Raw genomic sequence first — 25,487 nt, forward strand, 5'->3', positions numbered from 1 at the left:
CTAAAGAAGGTATCAGCCGATCAGGCGCGCCACCGAAGCCAGCGGGACAGGTAGCCAGCTCGGCCGGTACCGAGCCTCATAGGCCGCCTCGTAGACCGCCTTGTCCAGCTCATAGGCGGCCAGCAAGGCGGCATGCTCGCGCGGATCGACACCGGCCACCGCGGCGTAGCCGTCGCAGAACGCCGTGCTGTTGCGGTCGGCCCATTCCCTGGCCCTGGCGGCCAGTTGCCTGGCCCGGTCATCGTCTCCTGCCAGGTCCACCAGCCGCGCATACGCCGCGTACTCGAATGACCGCACCATGCCCGCGACGTCGCGCATCGGAGAATCCGGGCTGCGGCGCAGCTCCAGCGGCTGGCCGGGCTCCCCTTCGAAGTCGATCAGCAGCCATCGCTCCGGGGTTCGCAGCACCTGGCCCAGATGTAGATCGCCATGGACCCGCTGCACGTTCACCGGCTCCTCGGCCAGCTTACGGTAGCGCTCCTCGATCAATGAAACATGTTGACGCAGTTCGGGTACGGCCTCGGCGGCGGTGGCCAGACGGGCGGACATGAGCTCGGCCGGGAACGGCACCGACTCGGTGCCGAGTTGCTCGGCCAGACAGGCATGCACCGAGGCCACCGCCTCGCCCAGCCGGTAGGACTCGGCGGCGAAGTCACCGCCCACCTCGTCGGCATAGAGGTCACCTTCGGCGAACAGATCCCGGGTGCTGGCGGTGGCCATGTCCCAGCCCTCAGCAGAGTTGGCGGCGAACTCGGTCACCATGCCGAGCGCGAAAGTCTCACCGTCCCAGTCGATCTCCATCGAGCCGAGCAGCGCAGCGACGTGCGGATTGCCCGCCCTGACCAGCACCCGGTTGAGTTCGATGTCAGGATTGACACCGGGGGTGATCCGGCGGAACACCTTGAGTACGGCTTCCTGCCCGAACACCACACTGGTGTTGCTCTGCTCGGCCCCCGAAACTCGCGGCGCCGCGTCCAGTGGCAGGACAGCACCGGGCTCCTTGCCGCACCTGAGCCCGTCCACTTCGGCAGATCGGTCGATCATCTGCAGCAGGTACCGCGCGGCGTCCTGGTCATAGAGCGCGTCGTAGGCGGTCCGCCCGTCGCCACTACCGATGGTGGCCACTGCGCTGTACTCGTCGATCGGCTCGGCATCCCACTTCACCAGCACCTGGTATCGCTCTGCGCTCCCGTCGGCATAGGACACCTTCAGCAACGTGAGGTCCAGATCGTCACTGAGCGAGGCCACCAAACCCGGTGTTGCGGAGACCAATTCACGGCCACGTCCGGCGTACCACCGTTGTTGGCCGAGCCAGTCACCGAATTCGACACTCATTGCTGCACTCCAGGGTCTTGCTCGGGCTTGCGGAGCTGGAACCAGTAGAACCCGTGCCCCGGAAGGGTCAGCAGGTACGGCAACTGGCCGATGCTGGGGAATTCCACGTAGCCGGACATTTCGATGGGCGTATAACCGTTCCACTCCTGCAAATTCAGCTCGATGGGCTGCGGGAAGCGGGAGAGGTTGTTGACGCACAGTATGGCGTCGGCCTCGACGCCGGCTTCCTCGTCGATCTGGCGGACATAGGCCAGCACCGACGGGTTGGAACCGCCGAGCTCACGGAACGTCCCGACGGCGAACGCCTCATGGCGGCCGCGCACCGCCAACATGTTGCGGGTCCAGTTCAGCAACGAGGTCGAACTGTCGCGCTGGGCCTCGACATTCACCGACTGGTATCCGTACACCGCGTCCTGGTTCGGCGGCAGGTACAGCCGGCCCGGGTTGGCCGTGGAGAATCCGGTGTTGCGGTCCGGGGTCCACTGCATGGGGGTGCGCACGCTGTCGCGGTCGCCGAGCCAGATGATGTCGCCCATACCGATCTCGTCACCGTAATAGAGCATCGGGGATCCGGGCAGTGACAACAGCAGCGCGGTGAACAGCTCGATTTGGTTGCGGTCGTTTTCCAGCAACGGAGCCAGCCGACGGCGGATACCGACATTGGCCTTCATCCGCGGGTCCTTGGCGTACTCGGCGTACATGTAGTCACGCTCGTCGTCGGTGACCATCTCCAGCGTCAGCTCGTCGTGGTTGCGCAGGAAGATCGCCCAGTGCGCCATCTCCGGGATGGCCGGCGTCTGCGCCAGGATCTCCGAGATCGGGAACCGCGACTCCCGGCGCACCGCCATGAAAATGCGTGGCATCAGGGGGAAGTGGAAAGCCATGTGGCATTCGTCGCCGCCGGTGGCCGGATCACCGAAGTACTCCACGACATCGGCGGGCCACTGGTTGGCCTCGGCCAGCAGAACCCGCCCGGGGTATTCGTCGTCGACCACCTTGCGGCAGCGTTTGAGAAAGGCGTGGGTCTCGGGCAGGTTCTCGCAGTTGGTGCCCTCACGCTCGAACAGATAGGGCACCGCGTCCAACCGGAAACCGTCGATACCCAGGTCCAGCCAGAACCGCAGGACATCGATCATCGCTTCCTGCACGGCGGGATTGTCGTAGTTCAGATCGGGCTGGTGCGAGAAGAACCGGTGCCAATAGAACTGGCGGCGCACCGGATCGAACGTCCAGTTCGACTCCTCGGTGTCGACGAAGATGATGCGCGCGTCGGCGTAGCGGTCGCTGCTGTCACTCCAGACGTAGAAGTCGCCGTATGGCCCGTCCGGGTTGTGCCGCGACTCCTGGAACCACGCGTGCGAATCGGAGGTGTGGTTCATCACGAGATCGGTGATGACGCGAATACCCCTGCGATGCGCCCCGTCGAGCAGCGTCACGAAGTCTTCCACGGTGCCGAACTCCGGCAGCACCTTGTAGAAGTCCCGGATGTCGTAGCCACCGTCACGCAGTGGCGAATCGTAGAAGGGCGGCAGCCACAGGCAGTCCACGCCCAGCCATTTCAGGTAGTCGAGCTGTTGGGTCAGGCCCCGCAGATCGCCGACGCCGTCGGCATTGGAGTCGTAGAACGCACGCACCAGAACCTCGTAGAACACCGCGCGCTTGAACCAGTCACGCTCGGTCGGCAGGGTTCTGGCGTGGCCGAAGTCCTCCGCGGTCGGATGCTCGACCAGTGATTGATTGTCCGCAGCGTTGTCCATACAGGTTTCCAACGTACCCACTCGCAGGCCCTCCGACACCCGCTACGAACCGCCAATGGCCTTGGCACCCCGAAATGATCCTGCAGCAACGTGATTCGCCCGGCCGGGTGTGTTTGCGGAAAAACTAACGGTTGAATAAGAGACGGCGACGGGTTACGTTTTTCCCGCATTTGATCTCCTCGTCGGCCATGGGCCGGCGATCACGAACACTCGACGAGGGATGGCCTGTGGGTGAGTCCGCACCAAATGACGGTGAAGCACCAGTAATCGTTGGTCTGTCTGATGCGGCGATGCACATGTACATCGCAGCGATCGACGCGCTACCGCCCGCCGGCGACCCTGAGTACGCCGACCGTGTCGCGGTCGTTCTCAGCGGTCTGCGCAAGCTGCAGACATCGCTGTCGGAGGCGGCGGGCCGCAGCCGCGTCACGCCGTCGGTCATCGTCGCGCTGAGCGGCGTACGGCACCGCTACGACGAGCTGATGACAGCGGCGGCCGAAGGGCCGGCCGCCACGCTCGGTCAGCGCCTCTACGTGGCCCGCGGCCGCGCCAAGCTGTCCACCCAGGAAGCCGCGAACGGCGTCGGCCTGCGCAAAGACCTCATCGAGGCCGTCGAGGCCGAGGAGCCCGCGACCGAGTCCGAAACCGCTCAGATCAAGGACCTGATCGCCGCTCTCGGCGGCTGAATCGCCCAACGTCCGGACGGTAGGGTCGCTGCGTGACTCGCGATCATGGTGACCCCGGTGATGCCCCTTCGGTTCCTCCCCCGCTGACGGAGGTAATCGAGGGGGCACGCCCGTCTGCGGCCGAGGAAGCCCGCACCATCGCCGCGTCGACGAACGCGGGCACGCTGGCCACGCTCACCACCGACGGCGAGCCGTGGGCGTCCTTCATCACTTACGGCCTGCTGGCCGGGGCGCCGGTGCTGTGTGTGTCGAACATGGCCGAGCACGGCCGCAATCTGGCCGGCGACCCTCGGGCCAGCATCTCGATCGTCGCTCCCGACGCCGGATCCGACCCGCTGGCGAGCAGCCGCATCACGCTGGCCGGGATAGCGGAGCGGCCCGCAGGTGCCGAGCTGGACGCCGCACGGCAGGCCCACCTGGACGCGGTGGCCGCTGCCCGCTATTACATCGACTTCAGTGACTTCTCCCTGTGGGTGCTGCGGGTGCAGCGCGTGCGCTGGGTCGGCGGCTACGGCCGAATGGACTCGGCCACCGGCGAGGCCTACGCCGAGGCAGAACCCGATCCGGTGGCACCGCACGCCACGGGGGCGATCGAACATCTCAACGCCGACCACGCCGGTTCGCTGGCCGATATGGCCCGCATCCTCGGCGGCTATCCCGACACGACCTCGGCAGTGTGCACCGGCGCCGACCGCTACGGCCTGGATCTGCGGGTCACCACCGAGCGTGGAGTGGCCTACACCCGGGTCGGCTATGCCACGCCGATCAGCTCGTACGGCGAGTTGCGGGCGGCCACAGTCGAGTTGGCCCAGCGCGCCAGGCAGGCCTGAGACCGCGCCGATCCCGTGCAATACGATCGCGGGTATGCCTGAGCGCCCGGAAACCTGGCAAGCCGCCTTCGACCTGATCCGCACGCGCGGGTACGAACACCGCGAGGAACCTTTCCGGCTGGCCTCCGGGCAGTTGAGCCACGACTACATCGACGGCAAGTTCGCCATCGACACCGGCGAACGGATGGCGATCGTCAGCCGGGCGGTCGCCGATCTGGCCGCGGCGAGCGGCATCGAGTTCGACGCCGTCGGCGGCCTGACCATGGGCGCTGACCCGTTGGCGCACGGCGTGGCCATGGTGACCGGCAAGGCCTGGTTCTCGGTGCGCAAGGAACAGAAGTCCCGCGGCCGCGAGCAGTGGATCGAGGGCACCCGGCTCGAACCCGGCACCCGCGTGCTGCTCGTCGACGACGTGATCAGCACGGGCGGCTCGACCGAGATCGCCTATGAGCGCGTCACCTCCGTCGGGGCCGTGGTCACCGGCGTCATCCCGATGGTGGACCGCGGCGACATCGCGACCGGACGGTTCGCCAAGCGCGGGGTGCCGTTCGCCGCGCTGGTCACCTACCGCGACCTCGGCATCGAACCGGTCAAAGACGTCTAGCTAGACCACCAGCACCGGCGCCCGCTCCAGCGCCAGGCTCACCACCACGCCGGGACCGAACGCACGCGCCCGCGAGCTGGGCAGCTGCGCGTGGATCAGGGAGCCATCCGGCAGGCTCAGGTACACGTGGGACGTCGGTCCCAGGAAGGCCACCGACTCCACCACCGCCGGCCCGTCCGGATCGGCACGTACCCGGATCGTTTCCGGGCGCAGCATCGCGATACCGGTCCCCGAGGTGATCGAGCCGGGCAGCGTAGGCAACTCGGCGCCCAGCAATCTGGCCCGGCCACGGGATACCCGGGCGCGCACCTTGTTGTGCAGACCCACGAACTCGGCCACGAATGGAGTCGACGGCCGGGCATAGAGCTCGGCAGGCGTAGCGAGCTGCTCGAGTTTGCCATGGCTCATGACCCCGACCCGATCCGCAACGGCCAGCGCCTCCTCCTGGTCGTGGGTGACGAACAGTGCCGTGATTCCGACCTCCAGCTGCACCCGGCGGATCTCGTCGCGCAACTGGGAGCGCACCTTGGCGTCGAGTGCCGACAGCGGCTCGTCGAGCAACAGCACCCTCGGCTCGATTGCCAGTGCCCGGGCGAGCGCCACCCGCTGCTGCTCACCGCCTGACAGCTCGCTGGCGTACTTGCCGCGGTGCGCCGCCAGGCCCACCAGATCGAGCATGTCCGCCGCTTGGAACAGCCTGTCCCGCTTGGATTTTCCGCGCATCTTCAGACCGAAGGCGACGTTGTCCAGCACGGTCAGGTGCGGGAACAGGCTGTAGGCCTGGAACACCATGCCCATGTCTCGTTTGTTGGCCGGCACCGCGCTGATGTCCCGCCCGCCGACCAGCACGGTCCCGGCGGTGGCCTCCTCAAGCCCGGCCAGGATCCGCAGTGCGGTGGTCTTGCCGCAACCCGATGGGCCGAGCAGGGCCACCAACTCCCCCGGCTCGATGGACAGGCTCAGGCCGTCGAGCGCGTTGACGTTGCCATAAGTGCGGGTGAGGTCGCGAAGTTCAACCCGCACACCGGCGCCGACGCTCACTGCTGGACTCCTGACCTTCTGCGACGGCCACGGGTGACGGCCGCCAAAATCAACAACAACACGAATCCGAGCAGCAGCGTGGCCAGCGAGGCGGCCACCGATGTCGGCCCGTCGACCTTGCCGATCGCCACGATCTGAACCGGCAGGGTCTCGAACCCGCTCAGCGAGGCCACGGTGTATTCACCGAGCACCACCGCGATCGAGATGAACGCCGCCGACAGGATTCCCGACCAGATGTTGGGCACGATAACCCGGCCGATCGTCGATACCCAACCGGCGCCCAGCGAGCGGGCCGCCTCCGCCAACGTCTGCAGGTCGATGGCGGCCAGTGCGGAATCGATGGCCCGGTAGGCGAAAGGCAACACCAGCACCACGTACACGAAGGTCAGGGTGAGCGCGGACTCGCCGAGAAGGTAGGTCACCCACAGGTAGACGTTGCGCAGGCCCACCACGACCACCAGGGCCGGAATGGTCAGTGGCAGCAGGCAGAGAAACTCGACGAACCGCCCGGCCCACCGGGCCCGCAGGCGTACCCAGATCATCGTCGGCACCAACAGGATGAGCATGACGACGACGGTGAACACCGCGAGCAGCAAGGAGATCAGGATCGCGTGATAGAGCTCCTCGTCGGCCACGAGGTTGCGCCATGCGGCAGCGGTGCGCCCGCCGGCGATGAGGTTGCGGGTGGAGAAATCCGCCATCGCGTAGAGGGGAAACAAGAAGAACAGGCCGAACAGCACCCACAGTGCGGTGCGGACCGCCCGATTCACTTGAGCCACCTCGCCGTCCGTCGGACCAGCGCGTTGTAGGCGATCATGACCGCGGCCACCACCACGATCATCTCCAACGCCAGCGCGTAGGCGAACCCGGACTGGCCCAGCACCACCTCGCTGGTGAGGGCGGCCCGGATCAACAGCGGCACGATCGGGCTGCCCTGGCTGACCAGAGCGGCCGCGGTGGCATATGCGGCGAAAGCGTTGGCGAACAACAGCAGTGCCGAGCCGAGGAAAGCCGGGCTCAACAACGGGACGGCCACTTCCCGCAGACACTGCCACCGTGACGCGCCGAGGCTCACCGCGGCCTCGAGCCACTGTTCGCGCAGCCCCTCCAGCGCCGGCAGGAACACGATCACCATCAGCGGGATCTGAAAATAGCTGTAGACCACGATCAGCCCGGCCAGACCATAGAGCCAGCCGGAACCGGCCAGGTCCCAGCCGAGGTTTTCCCTGACCCACAACGTCAATACGCCGTTGAGCCCGATGGTGGCCAGGAATGCGAAAGCCAGTGCCACCCCGCCGAATTGGGCAAGTACGCTGCACAGCGCCAGCACCGCGCGCCGCAACATCGACGCCGGCGGGCTGCTGACGATCAACCAGGCCAGTACGGCGCCCAGAACCGCCCCGATCAGTGCGGTACTCGCCGACAACGCGATACTTTTCGCCAGTGCGGTCAACGCGGTGCCGGAGAACAGCGCGGCGATGCGGTCAAGGGAGAAGGATCCGTCGGCGAAGAACGCCATGACGATCACCGTGACGGTCGGCACGATCAGGAACACCGTCACCACCGCCACGAACGGCAGCAATGGCAGGGCATCCCGGACACGCCTTGTGCTAGCCGGCATAGCGGACCTCAGCCGATCGCCTTGGCCCAGTTGTCGGCCAGATACTTGTTGGCCGTGTCGGTTTGGGCCTGGGTCGCGACCGTCACCGGACCGTCGATGGGCGGCAGCTGACCGAATGCCGCGCGGTCGGCGGTGCCGGCCAGGATCATCTTGTCGGCGCGCACCGGGCGGACCCCACCCTTGGCGTACAGGTTCTGCCCTTCGTCGCTGAACAGGAATTCCTGCCACAGCCGGGCGGCCGCCGGATGCGGGGCATCCTTGTTGATGGCCTGGTAGTAGTAACCGGCCACCAGGGCCTCATGCGGAACGATCACCTGCCAGCCGGGGACTTTCTGACTCTCGGTGCCGTTGAGGTAGTTCCAGTCGATCACCACCGGGGTCTGTCCCGATTCGATGGTGGCCGGGGTCGGGTCCAGCGGCAAGAAGTTGCCGGCCTCGTTGAGCTTGGCGAAGAACGCGACGCCGGGCGCGATGTCGTCAGCCGATCCGCCCTGGGCCACGGCCGCCATCAACACACCGGCGAAGGCGGCACCGGCCTGGGTCGGGTCACCGTTGAGCGCGACCTTGCCGTGGTACTCGGGTTTGAGCAGGTCTTCGACGGAGGTGATCGGTGGAACCTTGGTCGAGTCGAACCCGATGGACATGAAACCGCCGTAGTCGTTGACCCAGGTGCCGTCGGGGTCCTTGAGCTTCTCCGGGATGTCGTCGAAGGTGGCCACCTTGTAGGGCGCGAACATCGACGTATTCGCCAGCGCCACCGACTGTCCCAGGTCGAACACGTCGGGTGCGGTGCTCTTGCCCTTCTGCTGGTTGGCCGCGTTGATCTCTTCCTGGCTGGACCCGTCGGGCTGTGCCGAGTTCACCAAGATGTCGTACTTGTCCGAGAAGGCCTTGATGATGGCGCCGTAGTTTGCCCAATCCGGGGGCAACGCAATCACATTGAGTGCACCTTCGGCCTTGGCCGCTTCGACGAGCTTGTCCATCCCGCCGAAATCCTGGGCCGATCTGGCCTCGGCGACCTTGACCCCGGTATCGGTCTTGCCGCCCGCGGTGTCCTTCTGCGGCGGGGCGCACGCCGCCAGACCCAGCGCGACGAGCGTCGAGGCGGCGAGGGCGGATACCGTCGCGATCCGGGATGCGATCATGTGCCAAGTCCTCCGATGGTCTCCGAGCGCGCACCGGCACCCTATCGTGACGGCGTTGACATCGCCTGATGTCGGCTGACGTACCAGGCGGCACCCGAATGCGCCTACCCTGGGGCCATGTCCGGGCTTGAGGCCATCGCCCAGTTCGCAAATGCGCCCTGCGCCGTACTCGCCACGCTGGGCGCCGACGGCGCACCGCATCTGGTGCCGGTGGTATTCGCGGTGCACATTCCTGCCGATCCCGACACTCCCGCCACCATCTACAGCGCCGTGGACGCCAAGCGCAAGACCACACACAAACTGCGCCGGCTGGCCAACATCGAAGGCGATTCCCGGGTGAGCCTTCTCGTCGACCACTACACCGACGAATGGGCCCACCTGTGGTGGGTCCGGGCCGACGGGCAGGCGGCAACGCATTACAGCGGTGAGGAGATGGCCACCGGATACGCACTGCTGCGGGCGAAATATCGCCAGTACGAGCGCATTGCGTTGGACGGGCCGGTGATCTCCATCGGCGTCACGCGCTGGTCGTCCTGGCAGGCGTGAGCAGCTCCCAGCCTCGCCGGCCGGGCCCCGCAGACCACCTCGACCCTTGTGCTCCAGATCACATCGGGGAATGGTGGAGGCCAGGTCCGGCGGGCCGCATCGGGGCGCCCCGGGGACACCAGGAGGCATGCCATGGCGGACAAGACTCACTCGACAGGCAACGGGGCTGTTCCCACCGCGGACAGTCCCGCCGCCATTCGCAACGTGGTGCTCGTCGGCCCGTCGGGTGCCGGCAAGACCACCCTGGTGGAGGCGCTGCTGGTCGCCGCGGGAGTGCTGACCCGCGCAGGTTCGGTGGTCGACGGGTCGACGGTCTGCGATTTCGACGACGCCGAGATCAATCAGCAGCGTTCGGTCGGGCTGGCGCTGGCGCCGTTGCAGCACAACGGGATCAAGGTCAATCTGATCGACACCCCCGGGTACGCCGATTTCGTCGGCGAACTGCGCGCGGGGTTACGCGCCGCCGATTGCGCACTGTTCGTCATCGCCGCCAACGAGGACATCGATGAGCCCACGAAGGCGCTCTGGCAGGAGTGCGCGGCGGTGGGCATGCCGCGCGCGGTCGTCATCACCAAGCTCGACCACGCCAGGGCCGACTACGCCAACACATTGGCCGGTGCCCAGCAGGCCTTCGGCGACAAGGTGGCCCCGTTGTACTTCCCGGCCGGCGAGGGCGTGATCGGGCTACTCACCCGAACCCACTACGACTACGGCGACGGCACCCGGACCACCCGGTCACCGGACGGCTCCTATGACGATCAGATCGCCGAGCTACGCGGTTCCCTGATCGAGGGGATCATCGAGGAATCCGAGGACGAGACGCTCATGGAGCGTTACCTCGGCGGCGAGGAGATCGACGAATCGGTGTTGATCGCCGATCTGGAGAAGGCCGTGGCCCGTGGTTCGTTCTTCCCGGTGATCCCGGTGTGCAGCGGGTCCGGGGTGGGCACGCTGGAGTTACTCGAGATCGCCACCCGCGGCTTCCCGTCACCGCCCGAGCATCGGCTGCCCGAGGTGTTCGCCGCCAGTGGCGCGGCCCGCAAGCCGATGGCCTGCGATGCGGACGGGCCGCTGCTGGCCGAGGTGGTGAAGACGACGTCGGACCCTTATGTCGGCAGGGTCAGCCTGGTCCGGGTGTTCTCCGGCACCATCAGGCCCGACGCCACCGTGCATGTGTCGGGCCATTTTTCTGCCTTCACCGACTCGGTGGCCCCGGAGGGCTCCCACGGCCACGCCGACCATGATGAAGACGAGCGCATCGGCACCCTGTCCTTCCCGCTGGGCAAGCAGCAGCGCCCGGCGCCCTCGGTGGTGGCCGGGGACATCTGCGCGATCGGCCGGCTCAGCCGGGCCGAGACCGGTGACACCCTGAGCGACAAGGCCGACCCGCTGGTGCTGCGCCCGTGGGAGATGCCCGACCCGCTGCTGCCGATCGCGGTGCAGCCCCGTGCGAAGACCGACGAGGACAAGCTCTCGGTCGGGTTGCAGCGGCTGGCCGCCGAGGATCCCACCTTGCGCATCGAGCAGAATCCGGAGACCCACCAGATCGTGCTGTGGTGCATGGGTGAGGCGCACGCCGGGGTGGTGCTCGACGCGCTGTCCCGGCGCTACGGCGTGTCGGTGGACACCGTCGAGCTGCGGGTACCGCTGCGAGAAACGCTCGGCGGCAAGGCAAAAGGACATGGCAGGCACGTCAAGCAGTCCGGTGGCCACGGCCAGTATGCGGTCTGCGACATCGAGGTCGAGCCGCTGCCGGAGGGCAGCGGATTCGAGTTCGTGGACAAGGTTGTCGGCGGGGCCGTGCCGCGCCAGTTCATTCCGAGCGTCGAAAAGGGTGTGCGGGCCCAGATGGAGAAAGGCATGGGCAGTGATCACGGGGACGGCGGCTACCCCGTCGTCGACATCCGGGTGACACTGGTCGACGGGAAGGCCCACAGCGTCGACTCGTCGGACTTCGCCTTCCAGATGGCCGGCGGACTCGCGCTGCGGGAAGCCGCTGCGGCGGCCGGCGTCAGCCTGCTCGAGCCCATCGACGACGTGACCGTGGTGGTGCCCGACGATCTGGTGGGCGCGGTGATGGGCGATCTGGCCGGCCGGCGTGGCCGCGTCCTGGGCACCGACAAGGCCGATGAGGACCGGACGCTGATCAAGGCTGAGATACCGGAGGTCGAGCTCACCCGCTACGCGATCGACCTGCGGTCGCTCTCGCATGGTGCCGGGGCGTTCACCCGTGCGTTCGCCCGATACGAGCCGATGCCGGACGCAGCCGCTGCCCGCGTGCGCAAGGCGGTTTAACTCTCCATCGAGGCGTAGAACTCGTCGGTGCCCGCGCCGTCTTCGAGTTGGACGCCGAAGGTGTTCAAGGCAAATGCCAGCGTGCTGTAGCCACCGAAGGTGAACATCAGGTCCATGCGCTGCCGGTCGTCCAGCTGCTGGCCCAGGCGCTCCCAGGTGTGGGGGCAGACTCGCGAGCCGGTGTGTAACTCGTCCACCGCATCGAGCACGGCCTGGTCGAATTCGTTTGCCGCTGTGCCACTTCGGGTCGCCTCGATGTCTGCTTCGGTAAGCCCGACCTGCAGGGCCATCGCGCTGTGGTGTCCCCACTCGTACGCACAGTCGTGGTGGAACGCGGTGCGCAGGATCACGAGTTCACGGAGCCGCTCGGGCAGCGTGGATTCTTTTTGCAGGTAGGTGTTGAACGGCAGGAAGGCGCCGGCCAGCACCGGGTGACGCACCAGGGTCGACAACGCATTTCCCACCATGTCCGGGCGACGGCGCTCGGGCGGCACCGTGGAGGCCAGCGCCTCGCGGGCCTGGTCGTCCCACTCTTCGGCTGGCAGCGGCGTCAGCATGCGGTACCCCAACTTTACGATCGGCTAGTAATCCCCTTTACGATCGTAAAGGACACTCAGCCGCAGCGCACATAAGGGGAAGCACCGATGGACACCACCCGGGAACGCCTCGTCGAGGCGGCGGTGCAGCTGTTCACCCGCCACGGCTTCGCCGGGACATCACTGCAGATGATCGCCGACGAACTGGGCTTCACCAAGGCCGCCATCTACTACCATTTCCGCACCCGTGAACAGCTGCTGACCGCCGTCCTGGACCCGGTGCTGCAGCAGATGCAGCGGGTCGTCGAGGAAGCCGAGAACCTGCGCGGCGTGCACAGCCGGGCCGACCACATGGTGCGTGGCTACGTCGATCTGGCCGTGCGCAACCGCGCCCTGGTCTCGGTACTGGGGTGCGACCCGAGTGTGAACGAGGCGCTGCGTACACGACCCGAGTGGGACACCGTCATCGACCGCCAGATGGCCCTGCTGGCCGACGTCGACCCCGGACCGGCAGGCACGGTCAAGGCCGCAATGGTGTTCTCGGGCATCGCCGGAGGGGCGGGTATCGCCTTGGCCGGCCTCACCGACGACGAGCTCCACCACCACCTCGCCGAGGCCGCCCGCCGCACCCTCGGCCTGCGGATCAGACGCTGACGAAATCGCTTGCCATGCAACAAATTTATCGAAAGGAAGACTCATGACCCCCGCACAGCAGAAGACCGCGCTGGTTACCGGAGGTGCATCTGGAATCGGCAAGGCGATCGCCGATCGCCTTGCCGCAGACGGTTATCGGGTCGCCACCCTCGACCTGACCGCGACCGGCGACGAGTATTCCTACGCAGCCGACGTCACCGACCGATCCCAGGTCGACGCCGTCTTCAAGGCGGTCCGCGAGCAGTTGGGCGCCGTCACGATCCTGGTGAACTCGGCCGGTCTCAGCGATTTCACGCCGTTCACCGAACTCACCTTCGAACGGTGGCAGAAGGTCATCGACGTCAACCTCCACGGTGTCTTCCACGTCGTGCAGGCCGCACTGCCGGACATGATCGAGGCCGGCTGGGGCCGCATCGTCAACATCTCCTCGTCGAGCACTCACTCCGGCGTGCCGTACATGTGCGACTACGTGGCTGCCAAGTCCGGTGTCAACGGCCTGACCAAGTCGCTGGCGCTGGAGTTCGGTCCGGCCGGGATCACCGTCAACGCCGTGCCCCCGGGTTTTATCGACACCCCGATGCTGCGTGCCGCCGAATCTCGGGGCGAACTCGGCGACATTCGCGACACGATCAACGCCACCCCGGTACGTCGAATGGGTAAGCCCGAAGACATTGCCGCCACGTGTTCGTTTCTTGTTTCGGAAGAGGCCGGTTACATCACCGGCCAGATCGTCGGCGTGAATGGCGGCCGAAATACCTGATCAGCACCTACGCTGTGACGGGGGTCTCCTGGTACGGCGGATTTGATATTCGCCGCACCGGGTCTCCGGTAGTTGCACTTATCTCTAATTGTTTGGGACAGTTTGCAGACCTTTAGTTGCTGGCTGCGTCAATAATTCGGAGGTTTGCGCGTGGCCTCATCCACCGCGACACTGCGGGACCGCTTGGAACAGCGGTTCAAGCATTGGCGGTACGACCCGCCGTACAAGACTGCCAACGCGGCGATGGTCATCGTCGTGGTGGCAGTCCTGGCGTTGACGTGGATGCAGTTCCGCGGCGTGTTCGAGGAGAAGACACAGCTCACCGTGCTGGCCAACCGGTCCGGTCTGTCGATGGACCCGGGTTCGAAAGTCACCTTCAACGGGGTGCCCATCGGACGGCTCACCGCGGTGGATGTGGCGCAGATCGACGGTGAGCAGCAGGCCAGGCTGAGCCTGGACGTCAAGCCTCAGTACCTGAAGCTGATCCCGGAGAACGTGACCGCCGAACTCAAGGCCACCACGGTGTTCGGCAACAAGTACATCTCGTTCGTCGCTCCGGACGATCCGTCGGCGGCGCGGGTCGACCCGTCCGTCCCGATTCACGCCAAGGGTGTGACGACGGAGTTCAACACGCTGTTCGAGACCATCACCGCGATCTCCGAGCAGATCGACCCGATCAAGCTCAACGAAACCCTGACCGCCACCGCGCAAGCCCTCGACGGCCTGGGGGACAAGTTCGGTCAGTCGATCGTCAACGGCAACGACATCCTGTCGGATCTGAACCCGCGGATGCCCCAGATCCGCCGCGACATCTCCGGTCTGGCCGACCTCGGCGAGGTCTACGCCGACGCGGCCCCCGACCTGTTCGACAGCCTGACCAACGCCGTCACCACCGCCCGCACCCTCAACGAGCAGCGCGGCAACCTCGACCAGGCCCTGGTGGCAGCCGTCGGTTTCGGCAACACCGGCGGCGACATCTTCGAACGTGGCGGGCCGTATCTGGTCCGCGGCAACCAGGATCTGCTGCCGGTCAGCAAGATGCTGGACCGCAACAGCCCCGCCCTGTATTGCATGATCCACAACTACGCCGAGGCCGCACCGAAGTTCGCCCAGCAGACCCGCAACGGCTACGGGTTCGAGCTGCAGGACTTCCTGGTCGGTGCACCCAACCCGTGGGTGTATCCGGACAATCTGCCGCGGGTGAACGCCAAGGGCGGCCCCGAGGGGCGGCCAGGCTGCTGGCAGCCGATCACCAGGGACCTGTGGCCCGCCCCGTACCTGGTGCTGGACACCGGCGCCTCGATCGCGCCCTACAACCATTTCGAACTGGGCCAGCCGCTCGTGACCGAGTATGTGTGGGGCCGTCAGATCGGCGAGAACACCATCAACCCCTGACGGGCTTGCTTTCCAGTTCAGCCTCGAGCTTCTCCTCGTAGGCACCCTCGTCACGGCCCAGCGCGATGGTGGCGGCGGCCATTGCGCCGACCGCCACCGACAGTGCCAACGGCTGCCACCCGGTGATCGCCAGGTGCTCGCCCAGGACAACCGAGCCGAGCACCACGGCCACCACGGGCTCCAGCACCAACATGGTCGGCACCGAGGTCTGCAACGACCCGGCGTGAAATGCCGACTGCTGCAACAGCGTGGCGATCACCCCGAGAGCCACCACCAGGTACAGGGCCGGGGTGGTGAGCACGGCGAGCATGCCGTCCACGGCGATCGTGTGCATCACGATCTTGGTCAGTACCGCGACCACGCCGAACATCACGCCCACCGCGAGCGCCAGCAACACCGCGCGCCGCCAGTTGGTGCTACGTGTGGCGGCCAGGACGCACAGGCCGACCGCTGCCGTGCACACCACCGCGACGATGACCGTGGTCGCCACGGACACCCCGTAGGTTCCGGTGCTGGCCCTGGCGAGTGCCACGAACACCGTGAGTGCCCCGGTCAGCAGCAGGGCCCACAGCCATTCGGCCCGGCTGACCCGGCGGTGGGCCAGCCGGGCGCTGAGCGGCAGCGCGAACAGCAACGCCGACACCAGCACCGGCTGAACGAGCAGCAGTGAGCCGAAACCCAGCGCCAGCGCCTGGAATACGTATCCGGCCACAGCGGACGCCGTTCCCGCCCACCACAGCCTGCGGCGCAACAGCGTGCGCAGCATGACGGCGCTGACCCCCTTCTCGGGCGGGACGTCCATCGTGGCGCGCTGCCGCACCACGATGCCGACAGCCGCGAAAATCGCCGCGCAGAGGGCAAACAGCACCGCAAGACTGTTGCCGAGCAAGCCTCGTCAACCCCTTTCGGGCCAGTGTGTCGGCCACCCCGGGAGGGGAGAAGGCCAGTGCCCCCAACCGTAGAGCGCTGACGCCTCCCCCGCTGCTCGGGGTCAGACCACCTGCAGATGCCGCTTCGGCGGCTCGTCGGGGGAGCCTGCGGGATCGGTCGGCGGGGCGGGGGCGATCTTGTCGTTGACGCTGGCGACCGCCAGGTCGACGCGGTTCACCGCGGTGTCGCAGAGGTCGCGGACCCGGCCACTGGCGGTCTCGACCTCGTCGGCGGCACTGCGCAGGTAAGCCCTGAGGTTCACCCGGAGCCGCTCACCGGCCCTGCGGGCCCGCACCCGTACTCGGTCGTCGACCTCGACGGTCACGTATGGCAACAATCGAAATCTCATGGCAGAAACCTCATAGCCCCGCTCCCATCTGCGCTTGCCTTGGCACACAGTATCCGCGCCCGGGCGTCGTTCGAGCCAGACGTGACCGGCGCCGCATATGGGCAGTCTATGGCCGGCGGATCACATCGGCGGCTAGCTTCCGGCTCCGTCCCAGTCGGCCAGGGTCCAGCCGTCGGTCGGATTGCCCTCGATGACGACGTACCCGGTGTTGTCGAGCGGGTGTTGCATCAGCAGTTGGGGATTGGGATTGCCGACGTTCATCTGGACCCACAACATGATCGCGGCACCGTGTGAGTACGCGACGGGATTGTCGTCGCCGCTGTCGTAGTTCTGCTGGACTGCCTCGTCGAACCGGGCGTCGAATTCGTTGCCGTCGATCGAACCGGGTATCCGGGCGCTGCGGTCCCCTCGCAACCACCGCTCGGGGGCCGCGAAGTACGTCTGGACCGCGCTTGCCTCGGGCTGGCCCTCGTAGATGCCGGCTTCGACCTCGTGAAGCCCGGGCAGCACCGTGATCGCCTCGTGGAGGGTGTCGGCCATGGGCTGCGCGGTCTGCTGGGTCCGGATCATGGTTGAGGCGAATATGCCGTCGTAATGGTGCGGGGCCAGCCGCTGCGCGCTGGCCGCGGCTTGGGTGCGGCCCAGATCCGTGAGCGACGGACCGGGCGTGGAGCTGTCGATGAGTCCCGAGGCATTACCCGCCGACTGGGCGTGACGTACGAAGGTCAGGGTGATGGAGCGGTAACCGCCCGCGGAAGCCGTCGGGGCCAGCAGGGTTGCGACGACGAGCGCAATCACCGCACACAGGGTTTGTAGCCGACGCATTCTCAGCCTCTCCGCGTAGTTTTATTAGCATGACTACCCTTAACGATGACAGGGTCGCACGGGCCCTGGACCAGATGTACACCGCATCCGCTGAGCAGTTCGCGAAATTGCGAGAGGACGGATCGCGCCGGTTCGCCGATCTGTCCAAGGCAAGCGCGCAGGAGCGTGCGGACGCACTCAGCGACATCTACATGCCGGTGACGCGCGAAGCCGGCCGATTGCTGTACTCGCTGGTTCGGGCCACCAAGCCGGCGGTCGTGGTCGAGTTCGGGATGTCCTTCGGGCTCTCGGCCCTGCACTTGGCATCGGCGGTGCGCGACAACGGAACTGGCCGGGTGTACACCACCGAGCTCAGTGCCACCAAGATCGCGGCGGCCAAGCAGACGTTCGCCGAGACCGGGCTGGACGATGTCATCACCGTGCTCGAAGGCGACGCGTTGCAGACGCTGAAATCGGTGACCGGCGAGATCGGTTTCGTCCTTCTCGACGGCTGGAAGGAGCTCTATCTGCCTGTGCTCGAGCTTCTCGAGCCGCAGTTGACCGCCGGCGCGCTCGTGGTCGCGGACAACACGTCGATGGCCGACACCCAGCCGTACCTGGACCGGGTCCGGGAGCCGTCGAACGGGTATGTCAGCGTCAACTTCCTTGCTCGCGACAGCGACAGCATGGAGCTCAGCTGCCGGGTCTAAGAGATGACCCGTAAGGGGTCATGCGGCGCCAATCAGCTTGGGTGCTGGTTGTTTTCGGCTGGTCCCGCGACGTCCACGCTGCTGGCGTGGCCTGTTCGGGGGTGGGCCGAGTGTCGCTTGTTCAGCAGAGGCCACCGGGTGGCGGCTGCCGGTCCTGGCCGATCCCACACCGTCAGGTGGTGTTGGTGGCTGGTGCCGGTTGACTGAACCCTCCCACTCTTGCTGGGAGGCCAGCCCATCGCGCAGGACGTGGGCAAGTCGGTAATCGACCCGCGCGGTGCGGGGATCGTTGGGGTTGGCGAACTCGACGCAGGACGCCAACGCAGCGGATACAGTGTCACGATCGCCGTGCAGCCCGCAGTGTGGGCAGTGGTGGGTGCGCTGCGCCAGCGTTTTCGCGACGCGTTGTCCGCACAGGCAGTGCTGGCTCATTGCGGTGCTGCGCGTGCCGGCACGAAAGAACTGTCCTTTGGTGGCCGCGCATTCTGCGGCGAGGGACGCCACGAGCATGCCGGGGCTGAACAACGCGATCCTTTTGCCCCACAACCGCGCCCAGGTGCTGATGTTGGTGTCCTCGACAGTGATGTTGTTGCCGTGGGTCGATACGATCCGCGCGGCCACATCGGCCGCGCGGAACCGCTTGGCCTGGCTGGCGGCGCGTGATTCGGTGGCGTGATCACAGCGGGTGCGCTGATACCGGCGCGAGAGGTTGTCGCGGCGGTAGGCGCGCAACGGTGCCCTGTCGCAGCGAGCATGCCGCGCTCCACCCGGGTTGGTGATCCGCCGGGGCGCAAGCGCGGCCGCAGCGCGCCGCAGCGCTCTTTTCTGTTGGCGCACCGACGGGCCGTACTGTGACGCGTTGGTGTTGCGCCGCGACCGATCCAGCGCCTTTTGCCGCGCTCGGGCCCGCTTGGCAACACGAGCGGCGGACCGGTGCTGGGCTGCGGTGCACTCAATCTGATCGATGATCAGCTTTGCGGGCTGATCATCAGGAAACGAGGCGACCGATACGTTGGACACGTTCGCGTCCACCCCGGCGCGGCGACCGGCCGGAATCTGTTCGCGGCGAGCACGGGTGGCTGGAGACTGATAGCCGGCCTGATGCACCAAAAGATGAGCGTAGTACCGCCACCCGCCGGGGGCTTTGCGGTCACGCACCCGCACCACATCAATCTTGTGCCACGCCCTAGGGTCAGCCAGAAAATGAGCCAGGTGCGCCCACTGCCCCGCGCCCTGCGCCAGCCGGACAGCCCAGACGAGATCTCCGCTCGGCAGGCCGGTGAACACCACCGCCAACACACCGTCGTGATCCCACCAACTGCCGCCGCCCGGTCGCGTCGGTGCGCAAAGGCGTGCGGGTTGGGCCAGAATCGAGGTTCCCGCCGGCCGGGCGGCCGCCGCACTGCCAGTGGTGATCTCGGTCGGCAACAGCGGGTCCCGGTAGGCGCCAAGATGTCCGTCCAGGCTGCCGACCAGGCGATAGGTTTCCCACGTCGGCGTCGCCTTCGTGTGCGACCGGGCCCGGCCGGGAATGCGGGTGAAATCCCACCACGACCCGATACGCGGCGGGCCCTGCCGGCGCCCCGACGAGTCGGCGAACAGGTGCCGGTCAATCGTCTGCCACACCTCATCGGCGATATGTAGGCCGATGGCTTTGGTCAGGTGATCACGCATCCACCCGGTGGCCTCGATATGGGCCTTGGCTGCGGCTTCGATACCTTTGCGGGACAATCCCAAGCGCGCGCGCAGCGCCTTCGGATCCGCCGTGCGTTCATGATGAGCCGCCCAGTACGCCCCGCACCGCGCTTGGGCGTCGCGTTGCAACGCGCGACGTAGCCGAAACACCGCCTCCCACTGCCGCTCCACCCGACGACGCATCCGGTCGTCGGAAACGTCGAGTTCAAGGCGGATCACCGACACCGGCCCCTCATAGGAGAAGTTCGGCTTTTTCGACTTGCCCCGCCGCCGCGCCGCGCACACCACATCACCGCTGGTCGCGGTCACGATGTCGGTGGGCGCAGCTGTCATGAAACCCATGCAATCACAGACCACCGACACACACCGTTGGCGAATCTGCTGCCGCCAGCGGCGGACCCGCCCCGAGCCTGCCTTTGCCAGTGCGAGTAGAGCTGGTGTTGGCACACCTGCGCACCAACCTGACTACCCAAGCGTTGACAGCGCTGTTTCACCTAGCCTGGACCAGATCCTCCATCACCTTGTGCCTGTGCACATCAGCTGCGCGTACCGGCGCCGCGCCAACACAGCTGGCCAGTGCCGGCCCGGCAGCCGCAACGAAGTCGTCAACCACAGCCTCCCGGCCCACTGGCCGACCAAATCGGCTGGAACATCGATGATTCCAAGATCGTCCGGCATATCGGCGAGGCCTTCACCCTGTCGTCGTCCACCTTGCTGTGGATCGCCATCGGGGTGGCCGCCTACGCCCTGATCGAGTTCATCGAGGCGGCCGGGCTGTGGCTGACGAAGCGGTGGGGCGAGTACTTCGCGGTGATCGCCACCGGAGTCTTCCTCCCTCTGGAAATCTACGAGTTGACCGAGAAGGTCACCGTCCTGCGCCTCGGCGCGCTGGCGGTCAACCTGGCCGCGGTGATCTGGTTGCTCTGGAGTAAAAGGCTTTTCGGGATCAACGGCGGCGGCAAGGCCTACCGGGCCGAACACCACACCGAAAGCCTGCTCAGTGTCGAGCGGGCCGGACTGGCTACGCCTGATGCTCCTCACGCGCACGATTCCGGTACGCCGAGGGCGTCTGGCCACAAAACTGGGTGAAGCAGCGCGTGAACGAGCTGAGGTTCTCGAATCCCACCGCTGTCGCAGTGGCCTGCACCGACTGATCCGGCCCGGCCAGCAGCGCCATGGCCCGCAGCATCCGGGCATGCAGAAGGTATGTCCGCCAAGGGATTCCGATCGTCTCGGCGAACAGCCGGCGCAGGGTCCGCTCGGACACCGCAACCGCCCGGCTGACGTCTTCGGCCGTGACCGAGGCCAGGTGCTCCTTGGTGTGGGCCAGCGCGGCGGCGACGATCGGGTGATCGGTGGTCGGAAGGCTCAGCGGCGCTTCGTGATCGAGCGCATCGGCGACGAGGTTGGCCAGGGTTCGGAAGAACGTGTCCGAGGTGTCGTCTCCGTGGGCGCGGTCGATCGGCCAGCGCAGGCCGTAGATCATCATCTCGCGGATCAGCGGTGAGACCGCGATGATCCTGGCCCGGTCACCCGGATCGGCGATCATCTGCGCATCGAACATCACCGCGACGGTCTTGACGTCGGGGTTCATCACCGCCTGGTGTTGCAGGCCGGCCGGAATCCAGGCGGCCTGCTGCGGCGGCAGCAGATAGTGTGCGGCGTCGGTCTCCACCTCGACCACACCGTGCAGCGCGTACTCGATCTGGTGCACCTCATGCGAGTGCCAGCCGGTGATCAGCCCGTCGCCTTCGTAGAGGTAGCTGCCGGCCGGCGCGTGCCCGCCGCGGCGCAGCTCGATGACCGGCCTGGACATGTTGGCCGATTGGGTCAAACCTCTGTCCGAAGATGCAGAGACGGTCACACTGTCTGAGGGTACTAGTTGAACTATGCAGACCGACGACCTGATCCTGATCAGCATCGACGACCATGTCGTCGAGCCGCCCGACATGTTCCTGCGACACGTTCCGGCCAAGTACAAGGAAGAGGCCCCCATCGTCGTCACCGACGACAAAGGCGTCGACCAGTGGATGTACCAGGGCCGGCCCCAGGGCGTGTCCGGTCTGAACGCCGTGGTGTCCTGGCCCGCCGAGGAGTGGGGACGTGATCCGGCCGGGTTCGCCGAGATGCGCCCCGGCGTGTACGACGTGCACGAGCGGGTCCGGGACATGGACCGCAACGGCATCCTGGCCTCGATGTGCTTCCCGACCTTCACCGGGTTCTCCGCCCGCCACCTCAACATGCACCGCGAAGAGGCGACGCTGGTCATGGTGTCGGCCTACAACGACTGGCACATTGACGAGTGGGCCGGTTCGTACCCCGGCCGGTTCGTACCCATCGCCATCATGCCGACCTGGAACCCCGAGGCCATGTGCCGCGAGATCCGCCGGGTCGCCGCCAAGGGTTGCCGCGCGGTCACCATGCCGGAACTGCCGCACCTGGAAGGACTTCCGAGCTACTTCGACGAGGACTACTGGGGCCCGGTGTTCCGGACGCTGTCCGAGGAGAACGTGGTGATGTGCCTGCACATCGGCACCGGCTTCGGCGCGATCTCGATGGCCAAGGACGCCCCGATCGACAACCTGATCATCCTGGCCACCCAGGTCTCGGCGATGTGCGCCCAGGATCTGCTGTGGGGACCAGCCATGCGTAACTACCCCGACCTCAAGTTCGCCTTCTCCGAGGGCGGAATCGGTTGGATTCCTTTCTATCTGGACCGCAGCGACCGCCACTACACCAACCAGAAGTGGCTGCGCCGCGACTTCGGCGACAAGCTGCCGAGCGATGTGTTCCGCGAGCACTCGCTGGCCTGCTACGTCACCGACAAGACCTCGCTGAAGCTGCGCCACGAGATCGGCATCGACAACATCGCCTGGGAGTGCGACTACCCACACAGCGACTGCTTCTGGCCCGACGCCCCCGAGCAGGTGCTGGCCGAGCTGAACGCCGCGGGCGCAAACGATTCCGACATCAACAAGATCACCTGGGAGAACTCGGCCCGGTTCTTCAGCTGGGATCCGTTCAAGCACACCGCGCGTGATCAGGCCAACGTCGGCGCCCTGCGCGCCAAGGCCACCGATGTCGACACCTCGATCCGCCCGCGCGCGGAGTGGGCCCGCCTGTACGAGCAGAAGCAGCTCACCAAGGCCTGACCTGTCGGCCTGCCTAGGGAAGATTGAACATCCACAGTGGGTTGGTGATCAGCTCCCTGGGCGGGTAGTCGGATTCGACCTCGATACGCATGCCTTCGTCGGCAGCCATGGAGGCCAACCCGAGAAGCGGAAGCGACGTGAATCCCGCTGGGTGTTCACGTCGTTCCTCGCTACCGGTCCAGTAGGTGCGATGGCTGTTCAGCGCGATCTCCACCTGATCGGTGAACGCGTCCTGATCTCCGATCGACGCCAGCACCCCGAACAGATCCAGCTGCAGAAAGAGTGCCTCTTCGCGCGCCAGCAGTATTTCCACCAGGCCGAGCATCGCCCGGTCGAATCTGGTGCCGGGGGTCAGCGTGCCGGCGTCGAATCCCGCGATCGTATCGAGCATCGTCTGGTTCCGGTTGCCCGCGCCCACCAGTAAGCGGTCAACCACGTCGCGACGTTGACCCTACTCGGCACCGGTCCGGTTCCGCACGTTTCCAACCCCTCCGAATCCAGTTCGATCACAAAGGATTCCCCGGGCGGCAGCGCAGCCAGCTGGAATGCCGCGTGTATCACCTGGGCCGCGCGGCGGGCGGCCCGCCGGGTCTCGAAGGTTGCGCCGGACGGATCGAGCCCGAACTGAAACCGAGCGCCGGCATCCGCGGCGGCCGCAACCATGGGCAGCACGTTCGCCGGCGAGGAAGTGATCAGATCGTAGAGTGAGCGAACCGCTTGATCGGTATCCGTCGCAAGCCGACCGATCTCAGACAGTGGCATGCCCAACTCATGCCTCGTCACCGTTCGCATGCTTCCCCCCATCCGATGCCGAACTTCCGGACCCTATCGCCACATTCATGCGTGGGCAGACACCAAAATGACGGTGTGGATCGGGCCGGCAGGGACTCCCTGACCGATTGGTGCCGCGGACCCCTTGTCCAGTGGGTGACAATGTGATCACTCACGGGAATGAGGGGGCACGAGGTGCCGTACACGGTGTCGCAGGTTCGAGCGTCCGATCCTGAGTCGTTGCTCAATGCTTCCCGTGAAGCGGAAGCAGCGGCGACCCGGGTGGATGCCCAGATCAGCACGGCGCAGTCCCAGTTCGTGACCCTCGCAAACGACTGGACGGGAACCGCCGCCGACGCCGCGCAGAAACAGGGTCGCGAAATGTTCGAGGACCAGGCCGCATACCGGGACAAATTGCGCGCGTTGAAAACTCCCCTCTCGAGCGGCGGTAGAAAGCTCGCCGACATCCGATCCAGCCTCGACAAGGCCGTGAATTCCGCCGAAGAGTGGTGGGATGTCTCCGACGACGGCACAGTGAAGCCCGGCCGGATGCTGTCCTGGTACGCCTCGCTCTCGCGGGTGAACGCACTCGTCGTGGAGTCCAGACGGATCCCCATCGAATGCGATATCAAACTGAAGCTCGCCCAGTTCGAAGCCGCGGATCGCGACACCGCCTACAAGCTGCGCAAGATCGGCTGGGACCTGTCGTGACTCCACCGTTGACCGTGACGGTCGCGACGATGCGGGCGACCTCGACCGGCCTGGAAAACCTGGCGAGCGGTTTCTACAACGACGGTGGCGGGCCGATGCTGTCGGCCGCGGCCGGTCCCGTCGGTGGGCTGGACACCGGCTCCGCCTGCCGCGAAGTCGGTGACGCCTTCATGCGGCGTGCGCAGGTTCTCGGGACCGCCGCATCGACCTTCGCCGGAAAGTTGGATTCTGGGGCTTTCCTCTACGAACACGGCGACAGCGCGGCCGCTGAACGCATCGAGTTCGACCCACCCGAAGAGGAAGAGAAGAAAGTCGGTGACGATCCGGGCGAACCCGGGTACGACCCGGTCAACGAATACGAGGACGCCCTTCACGAAGCCGGATTGCTCGACGGCCGGTCAGATGGGCTCTACCGGGAGTGGTTGGCCAACGCTGCACGCAATGACGTTCCGCCCGAGGTGATTGTCGACATCGCCCGCAACCAGCACATCACACCCCAGAGTTTCGATGTACTCAAGGGCGCGGAGCGCGTCACCGACAACAACGGCAAGTCCTATTTCCTGCTGCCGAAGGGCACCGGCAGCGAGGATGCCCGCAAGGCTGCGCTGATGACCTACATCCTCAATGCCGACACCGGATACGAGGACGCAGAAGGCAGCGCCGGCAACGACTTCTCCGAAACTCCGTATACCGCGGCCGAGGTGCAGCGCATCATCGAGCGGCAGAATGCGAACGGATGGAGTTATGCGGCCGCCGAGCACTTCACCGGCCGCCTCACGACCACACCGAACGGGATGCTGATGGGACTGGGCGGCAATTTGATCGAAGATCCGATGAGCCAACAGGGCGGTTCGACCTACGGCGACGTCTTCCTGATGAACATCGACAATCCATCCGATCCCGCTCAACAATTACGCGACATCATTCGCAACGGCCACGCCTACTACGAAAACGACAACGGCGGGCCGGCCCGCCCCGGAGCCCTGGACCTTGATCGGCTGCTGCACCACGAGGAGCGCCACTCCCAACAGTGGGCTCAACTCGGCTTCAAGAATTTTGTGGAGCAGTACGGCCAGAAGATGCTGGAGGAGCAGGTCACCGGCAGCCGCAACCCGTTCGAGACCAACGCCGGTGCGTCGGACGGCGGTTATCACGAATGA

Annotated in this window: 25 protein-coding genes and 1 pseudogene; 13 read left to right on the top strand and 13 right to left on the bottom strand. The window is 66.3% G+C overall.

What is annotated here, in order from left to right; genetic code table 11:
• Window positions 1-12: 12 nt before the first annotated feature.
• Both BKG60_RS29940 and treS read right to left on the bottom strand, forming a co-directional pair.
• Window positions 13-1,335, bottom strand: a complete 1,323-nt coding sequence (locus BKG60_RS29940; protein ID WP_075910395.1) for a maltokinase N-terminal cap-like domain-containing protein — start codon at window positions 1,333-1,335, stop codon at window positions 13-15.
• The gene (gene treS / locus BKG60_RS29945) at window positions 1,332-3,092 is read right to left on the bottom strand and encodes a maltose alpha-D-glucosyltransferase (protein WP_070945831.1); all 1,761 of its coding nucleotides are present in this window, start codon (window positions 3,090-3,092) and stop codon (window positions 1,332-1,334) included. Before treS ends, BKG60_RS29940 begins: the two co-directional genes overlap by 4 nt.
• Before the next feature lie 296 nt (window positions 3,093-3,388).
• Here treS and BKG60_RS29950 point away from each other — a divergent pair, with 296 nt between their 5' ends.
• The 3 genes from BKG60_RS29950 to BKG60_RS29960 are packed head-to-tail and all read left to right on the top strand — an operon-like array spanning window position 3,389 to window position 5,212.
• A complete protein-coding gene (locus BKG60_RS29950; protein WP_070186641.1) occupies window positions 3,389-3,778 on the top strand; it encodes a hypothetical protein in 390 nt (129 codons plus the stop codon).
• A gap of 32 nt (window positions 3,779-3,810) precedes the next feature.
• On the top strand, window positions 3,811-4,608 hold the full coding sequence (locus tag BKG60_RS29955; protein ID WP_070186614.1) for a HugZ family pyridoxamine 5'-phosphate oxidase: 798 nt from the start codon (window positions 3,811-3,813) through the stop codon (window positions 4,606-4,608).
• 34 nt (window positions 4,609-4,642) lie between these two features.
• Window positions 4,643-5,212, top strand: a complete 570-nt coding sequence (locus tag BKG60_RS29960; RefSeq protein ID WP_003885421.1) for an orotate phosphoribosyltransferase — start codon at window positions 4,643-4,645, stop codon at window positions 5,210-5,212.
• On the opposite strand, the gene BKG60_RS29965 is transcribed toward BKG60_RS29960, so the two are convergent.
• From BKG60_RS29965 to BKG60_RS29980, 4 genes are read right to left on the bottom strand one after another with little or no spacing between them, the layout of a single operon-like run.
• Window positions 5,213-6,253 carry an ABC transporter ATP-binding protein gene (locus BKG60_RS29965; RefSeq protein WP_070186613.1) on the bottom strand — a complete coding sequence of 347 codons (1,041 nt, stop codon included), beginning with the start codon at window positions 6,251-6,253 and terminating at the stop codon, window positions 5,213-5,215. It lies immediately after the preceding gene.
• On the bottom strand, window positions 6,250-7,023 hold the full coding sequence (locus BKG60_RS29970; RefSeq protein ID WP_070186612.1) for an ABC transporter permease: 774 nt from the start codon (window positions 7,021-7,023) through the stop codon (window positions 6,250-6,252). Before BKG60_RS29970 ends, BKG60_RS29965 begins: the two co-directional genes overlap by 4 nt.
• A complete protein-coding gene (locus BKG60_RS29975) occupies window positions 7,020-7,874 on the bottom strand; it encodes an ABC transporter permease (RefSeq protein WP_070186611.1) in 855 nt (284 codons plus the stop codon). Before BKG60_RS29975 ends, BKG60_RS29970 begins: the two co-directional genes overlap by 4 nt.
• A gap of 8 nt (window positions 7,875-7,882) precedes the next feature.
• On the bottom strand, window positions 7,883-9,019 hold the full coding sequence (locus tag BKG60_RS29980; RefSeq protein WP_070186610.1) for an ABC transporter substrate-binding protein: 1,137 nt from the start codon (window positions 9,017-9,019) through the stop codon (window positions 7,883-7,885).
• Between the two features lie 117 nt (window positions 9,020-9,136).
• Here BKG60_RS29980 and BKG60_RS29985 point away from each other — a divergent pair, with 117 nt between their 5' ends.
• Together BKG60_RS29985 and BKG60_RS29990 are read left to right on the top strand one after the other, a co-directional pair.
• Complete coding sequence (locus tag BKG60_RS29985) at window positions 9,137-9,565, top strand: TIGR03668 family PPOX class F420-dependent oxidoreductase (RefSeq protein ID WP_070186609.1); 429 nt, start codon at window positions 9,137-9,139, stop codon at window positions 9,563-9,565.
• A gap of 132 nt (window positions 9,566-9,697) precedes the next feature.
• Window positions 9,698-11,860, top strand: coding sequence for an elongation factor G-like protein EF-G2 (locus BKG60_RS29990; protein ID WP_070186608.1), 2,163 nt, complete (start codon window positions 9,698-9,700; stop codon window positions 11,858-11,860).
• Here BKG60_RS29990 and BKG60_RS29995 read toward each other — a convergent pair.
• A complete protein-coding gene (locus tag BKG60_RS29995; RefSeq protein WP_070186607.1) occupies window positions 11,857-12,417 on the bottom strand; it encodes a carboxymuconolactone decarboxylase family protein in 561 nt (186 codons plus the stop codon). The two genes, BKG60_RS29990 and BKG60_RS29995, sit on opposite strands and share 4 nt — an antisense overlap.
• An 87-nt stretch (window positions 12,418-12,504) precedes the next feature.
• Here BKG60_RS29995 and BKG60_RS30000 point away from each other — a divergent pair, with 87 nt between their 5' ends.
• The 3 genes from BKG60_RS30000 to BKG60_RS30010 all read left to right on the top strand — a co-directional run bounded on the left by BKG60_RS30000 (window position 12,505) and on the right by BKG60_RS30010 (window position 15,205).
• Complete coding sequence (locus BKG60_RS30000) at window positions 12,505-13,050, top strand: TetR/AcrR family transcriptional regulator (RefSeq protein WP_070186606.1); 546 nt, start codon at window positions 12,505-12,507, stop codon at window positions 13,048-13,050.
• Between the two features lie 43 nt (window positions 13,051-13,093).
• Window positions 13,094-13,810 (top strand): SDR family NAD(P)-dependent oxidoreductase, encoded by a 717-nt coding sequence (locus BKG60_RS30005; RefSeq protein ID WP_070186605.1) that lies wholly within the window; start codon window positions 13,094-13,096, stop codon window positions 13,808-13,810.
• A 243-nt stretch (window positions 13,811-14,053) separates the two neighbouring features.
• Window positions 14,054-15,205, top strand: a complete 1,152-nt coding sequence (locus BKG60_RS30010; RefSeq protein ID WP_083650391.1) for an MCE family protein — start codon at window positions 14,054-14,056, stop codon at window positions 15,203-15,205.
• On the opposite strand, the gene BKG60_RS30015 is transcribed toward BKG60_RS30010, so the two are convergent.
• The 3 genes from BKG60_RS30015 to BKG60_RS30025 all read right to left on the bottom strand — a co-directional run bounded on the left by BKG60_RS30015 (window position 15,195) and on the right by BKG60_RS30025 (window position 17,309).
• Complete coding sequence (locus BKG60_RS30015; RefSeq protein WP_070186604.1) at window positions 15,195-16,094, bottom strand: DMT family transporter; 900 nt, start codon at window positions 16,092-16,094, stop codon at window positions 15,195-15,197. The genes BKG60_RS30010 and BKG60_RS30015 overlap by 11 nt on opposite strands.
• A 102-nt stretch (window positions 16,095-16,196) precedes the next feature.
• On the bottom strand, window positions 16,197-16,484 hold the full coding sequence (locus BKG60_RS30020) for a hypothetical protein (protein ID WP_070945821.1): 288 nt from the start codon (window positions 16,482-16,484) through the stop codon (window positions 16,197-16,199).
• A 132-nt stretch (window positions 16,485-16,616) separates the two neighbouring features.
• Window positions 16,617-17,309: a histidine phosphatase family protein gene (locus BKG60_RS30025; RefSeq protein ID WP_075910396.1), complete on the bottom strand. Its 693-nt coding sequence runs from the start codon at window positions 17,307-17,309 to the stop codon at window positions 16,617-16,619.
• A gap of 29 nt (window positions 17,310-17,338) precedes the next feature.
• On the opposite strand from BKG60_RS30025, the gene BKG60_RS30030 reads away from it, so the two are divergent.
• Window positions 17,339-17,998 carry an O-methyltransferase gene (locus BKG60_RS30030; protein WP_070945819.1) on the top strand — a complete coding sequence of 220 codons (660 nt, stop codon included), beginning with the start codon at window positions 17,339-17,341 and terminating at the stop codon, window positions 17,996-17,998.
• A gap of 18 nt (window positions 17,999-18,016) precedes the next feature.
• Here BKG60_RS30030 and BKG60_RS30035 read toward each other — a convergent pair whose 3' ends face one another.
• Entirely contained in the window at window positions 18,017-20,026 is a 2,010-nt protein-coding gene (locus BKG60_RS30035) for a transposase (RefSeq protein WP_070945869.1), read from the bottom strand.
• Between the two features lie 291 nt (window positions 20,027-20,317).
• Between BKG60_RS30035 and BKG60_RS30040 the strand changes: the two are divergent.
• Window positions 20,318-20,782: pseudogene (locus BKG60_RS30040) on the top strand (DUF2127 domain-containing protein); the annotation flags it as partial.
• Here the strand turns inward: BKG60_RS30040 and BKG60_RS30045 are convergent.
• Window positions 20,715-21,557: an AraC family transcriptional regulator gene (locus tag BKG60_RS30045; protein WP_200806092.1), complete on the bottom strand. Its 843-nt coding sequence runs from the start codon at window positions 21,555-21,557 to the stop codon at window positions 20,715-20,717. The pseudogene BKG60_RS30040 and the gene BKG60_RS30045 overlap by 68 nt on opposite strands.
• Window positions 21,558-21,582: 25 nt before the next feature.
• Between BKG60_RS30045 and BKG60_RS30050 the strand changes: the two genes are divergently transcribed.
• Window positions 21,583-22,845: an amidohydrolase family protein gene (locus BKG60_RS30050; RefSeq protein ID WP_070185722.1), complete on the top strand. Its 1,263-nt coding sequence runs from the start codon at window positions 21,583-21,585 to the stop codon at window positions 22,843-22,845.
• 13 nt (window positions 22,846-22,858) lie between these two features.
• On the opposite strand, the gene BKG60_RS30055 is transcribed toward BKG60_RS30050, so the two are convergent.
• On the bottom strand, window positions 22,859-23,281 hold the full coding sequence (locus tag BKG60_RS30055) for an immunity 49 family protein (protein WP_131823404.1): 423 nt from the start codon (window positions 23,279-23,281) through the stop codon (window positions 22,859-22,861).
• Window positions 23,282-23,811: 530 nt separating this feature from the next.
• On the opposite strand from BKG60_RS30055, the gene BKG60_RS30065 reads away from it, so the two are divergent.
• Both BKG60_RS30065 and BKG60_RS32215 read left to right on the top strand, forming a co-directional pair.
• On the top strand, window positions 23,812-24,327 hold the full coding sequence (locus BKG60_RS30065) for a WXG100 family type VII secretion target (protein WP_070185757.1): 516 nt from the start codon (window positions 23,812-23,814) through the stop codon (window positions 24,325-24,327).
• A complete protein-coding gene (locus BKG60_RS32215) occupies window positions 24,324-25,487 on the top strand; it encodes a WXG100 family type VII secretion target (RefSeq protein WP_120765080.1) in 1,164 nt (387 codons plus the stop codon). Before BKG60_RS30065 ends, BKG60_RS32215 begins: the two co-directional genes overlap by 4 nt.

It is taken from the genome of Mycobacterium syngnathidarum (genome assembly GCF_001942625.1).
Taxonomy (GTDB): domain Bacteria; phylum Actinomycetota; class Actinomycetes; order Mycobacteriales; family Mycobacteriaceae; genus Mycobacterium; species Mycobacterium syngnathidarum.

What these genes read in the sequence shown, in the direction of transcription:
- BKG60_RS29950 (WP_070186641.1), top strand. Translation starts at nt 3,389, where the DNA reads ATGTACATCGCAGCGATCGACGCGCTACCGCCCGCCGGCGACCCTGAG.
- BKG60_RS30050 (WP_070185722.1), top strand. Translation starts at nt 21,583, where the DNA reads ATGCAGACCGACGACCTGATCCTGATCAGCATCGACGACCATGTCGTC.
- BKG60_RS30025 (WP_075910396.1), bottom strand. Translation starts at nt 17,309, where the DNA reads ATGCGTCGGCTACAAACCCTGTGTGCGGTGATTGCGCTCGTCGTCGCA.
- BKG60_RS30020 (WP_070945821.1), bottom strand. Translation starts at nt 16,484, where the DNA reads ATGAGATTTCGATTGTTGCCATACGTGACCGTCGAGGTCGACGACCGA.
- BKG60_RS29960 (WP_003885421.1), top strand. Translation starts at nt 4,643, where the DNA reads ATGCCTGAGCGCCCGGAAACCTGGCAAGCCGCCTTCGACCTGATCCGC.
- BKG60_RS29980 (WP_070186610.1), bottom strand. Translation starts at nt 9,019, where the DNA reads ATGATCGCATCCCGGATCGCGACGGTATCCGCCCTCGCCGCCTCGACG.
- BKG60_RS30000 (WP_070186606.1), top strand. Translation starts at nt 12,505, where the DNA reads ATGGACACCACCCGGGAACGCCTCGTCGAGGCGGCGGTGCAGCTGTTC.
- BKG60_RS29975 (WP_070186611.1), bottom strand. Translation starts at nt 7,874, where the DNA reads ATGCCGGCTAGCACAAGGCGTGTCCGGGATGCCCTGCCATTGCTGCCG.
- BKG60_RS30005 (WP_070186605.1), top strand. Translation starts at nt 13,094, where the DNA reads ATGACCCCCGCACAGCAGAAGACCGCGCTGGTTACCGGAGGTGCATCT.
- BKG60_RS29990 (WP_070186608.1), top strand. Translation starts at nt 9,698, where the DNA reads ATGGCGGACAAGACTCACTCGACAGGCAACGGGGCTGTTCCCACCGCG.
- BKG60_RS29940 (WP_075910395.1), bottom strand. Translation starts at nt 1,335, where the DNA reads ATGAGTGTCGAATTCGGTGACTGGCTCGGCCAACAACGGTGGTACGCC.
- BKG60_RS29985 (WP_070186609.1), top strand. Translation starts at nt 9,137, where the DNA reads ATGTCCGGGCTTGAGGCCATCGCCCAGTTCGCAAATGCGCCCTGCGCC.
- BKG60_RS29995 (WP_070186607.1), bottom strand. Translation starts at nt 12,417, where the DNA reads ATGCTGACGCCGCTGCCAGCCGAAGAGTGGGACGACCAGGCCCGCGAG.
- treS (WP_070945831.1), bottom strand. Translation starts at nt 3,092, where the DNA reads ATGGACAACGCTGCGGACAATCAATCACTGGTCGAGCATCCGACCGCG.
- BKG60_RS30030 (WP_070945819.1), top strand. Translation starts at nt 17,339, where the DNA reads ATGACTACCCTTAACGATGACAGGGTCGCACGGGCCCTGGACCAGATG.
- BKG60_RS30035 (WP_070945869.1), bottom strand. Translation starts at nt 20,026, where the DNA reads ATGACAGCTGCGCCCACCGACATCGTGACCGCGACCAGCGGTGATGTG.
- BKG60_RS30010 (WP_083650391.1), top strand. Translation starts at nt 14,054, where the DNA reads ATGGTCATCGTCGTGGTGGCAGTCCTGGCGTTGACGTGGATGCAGTTC.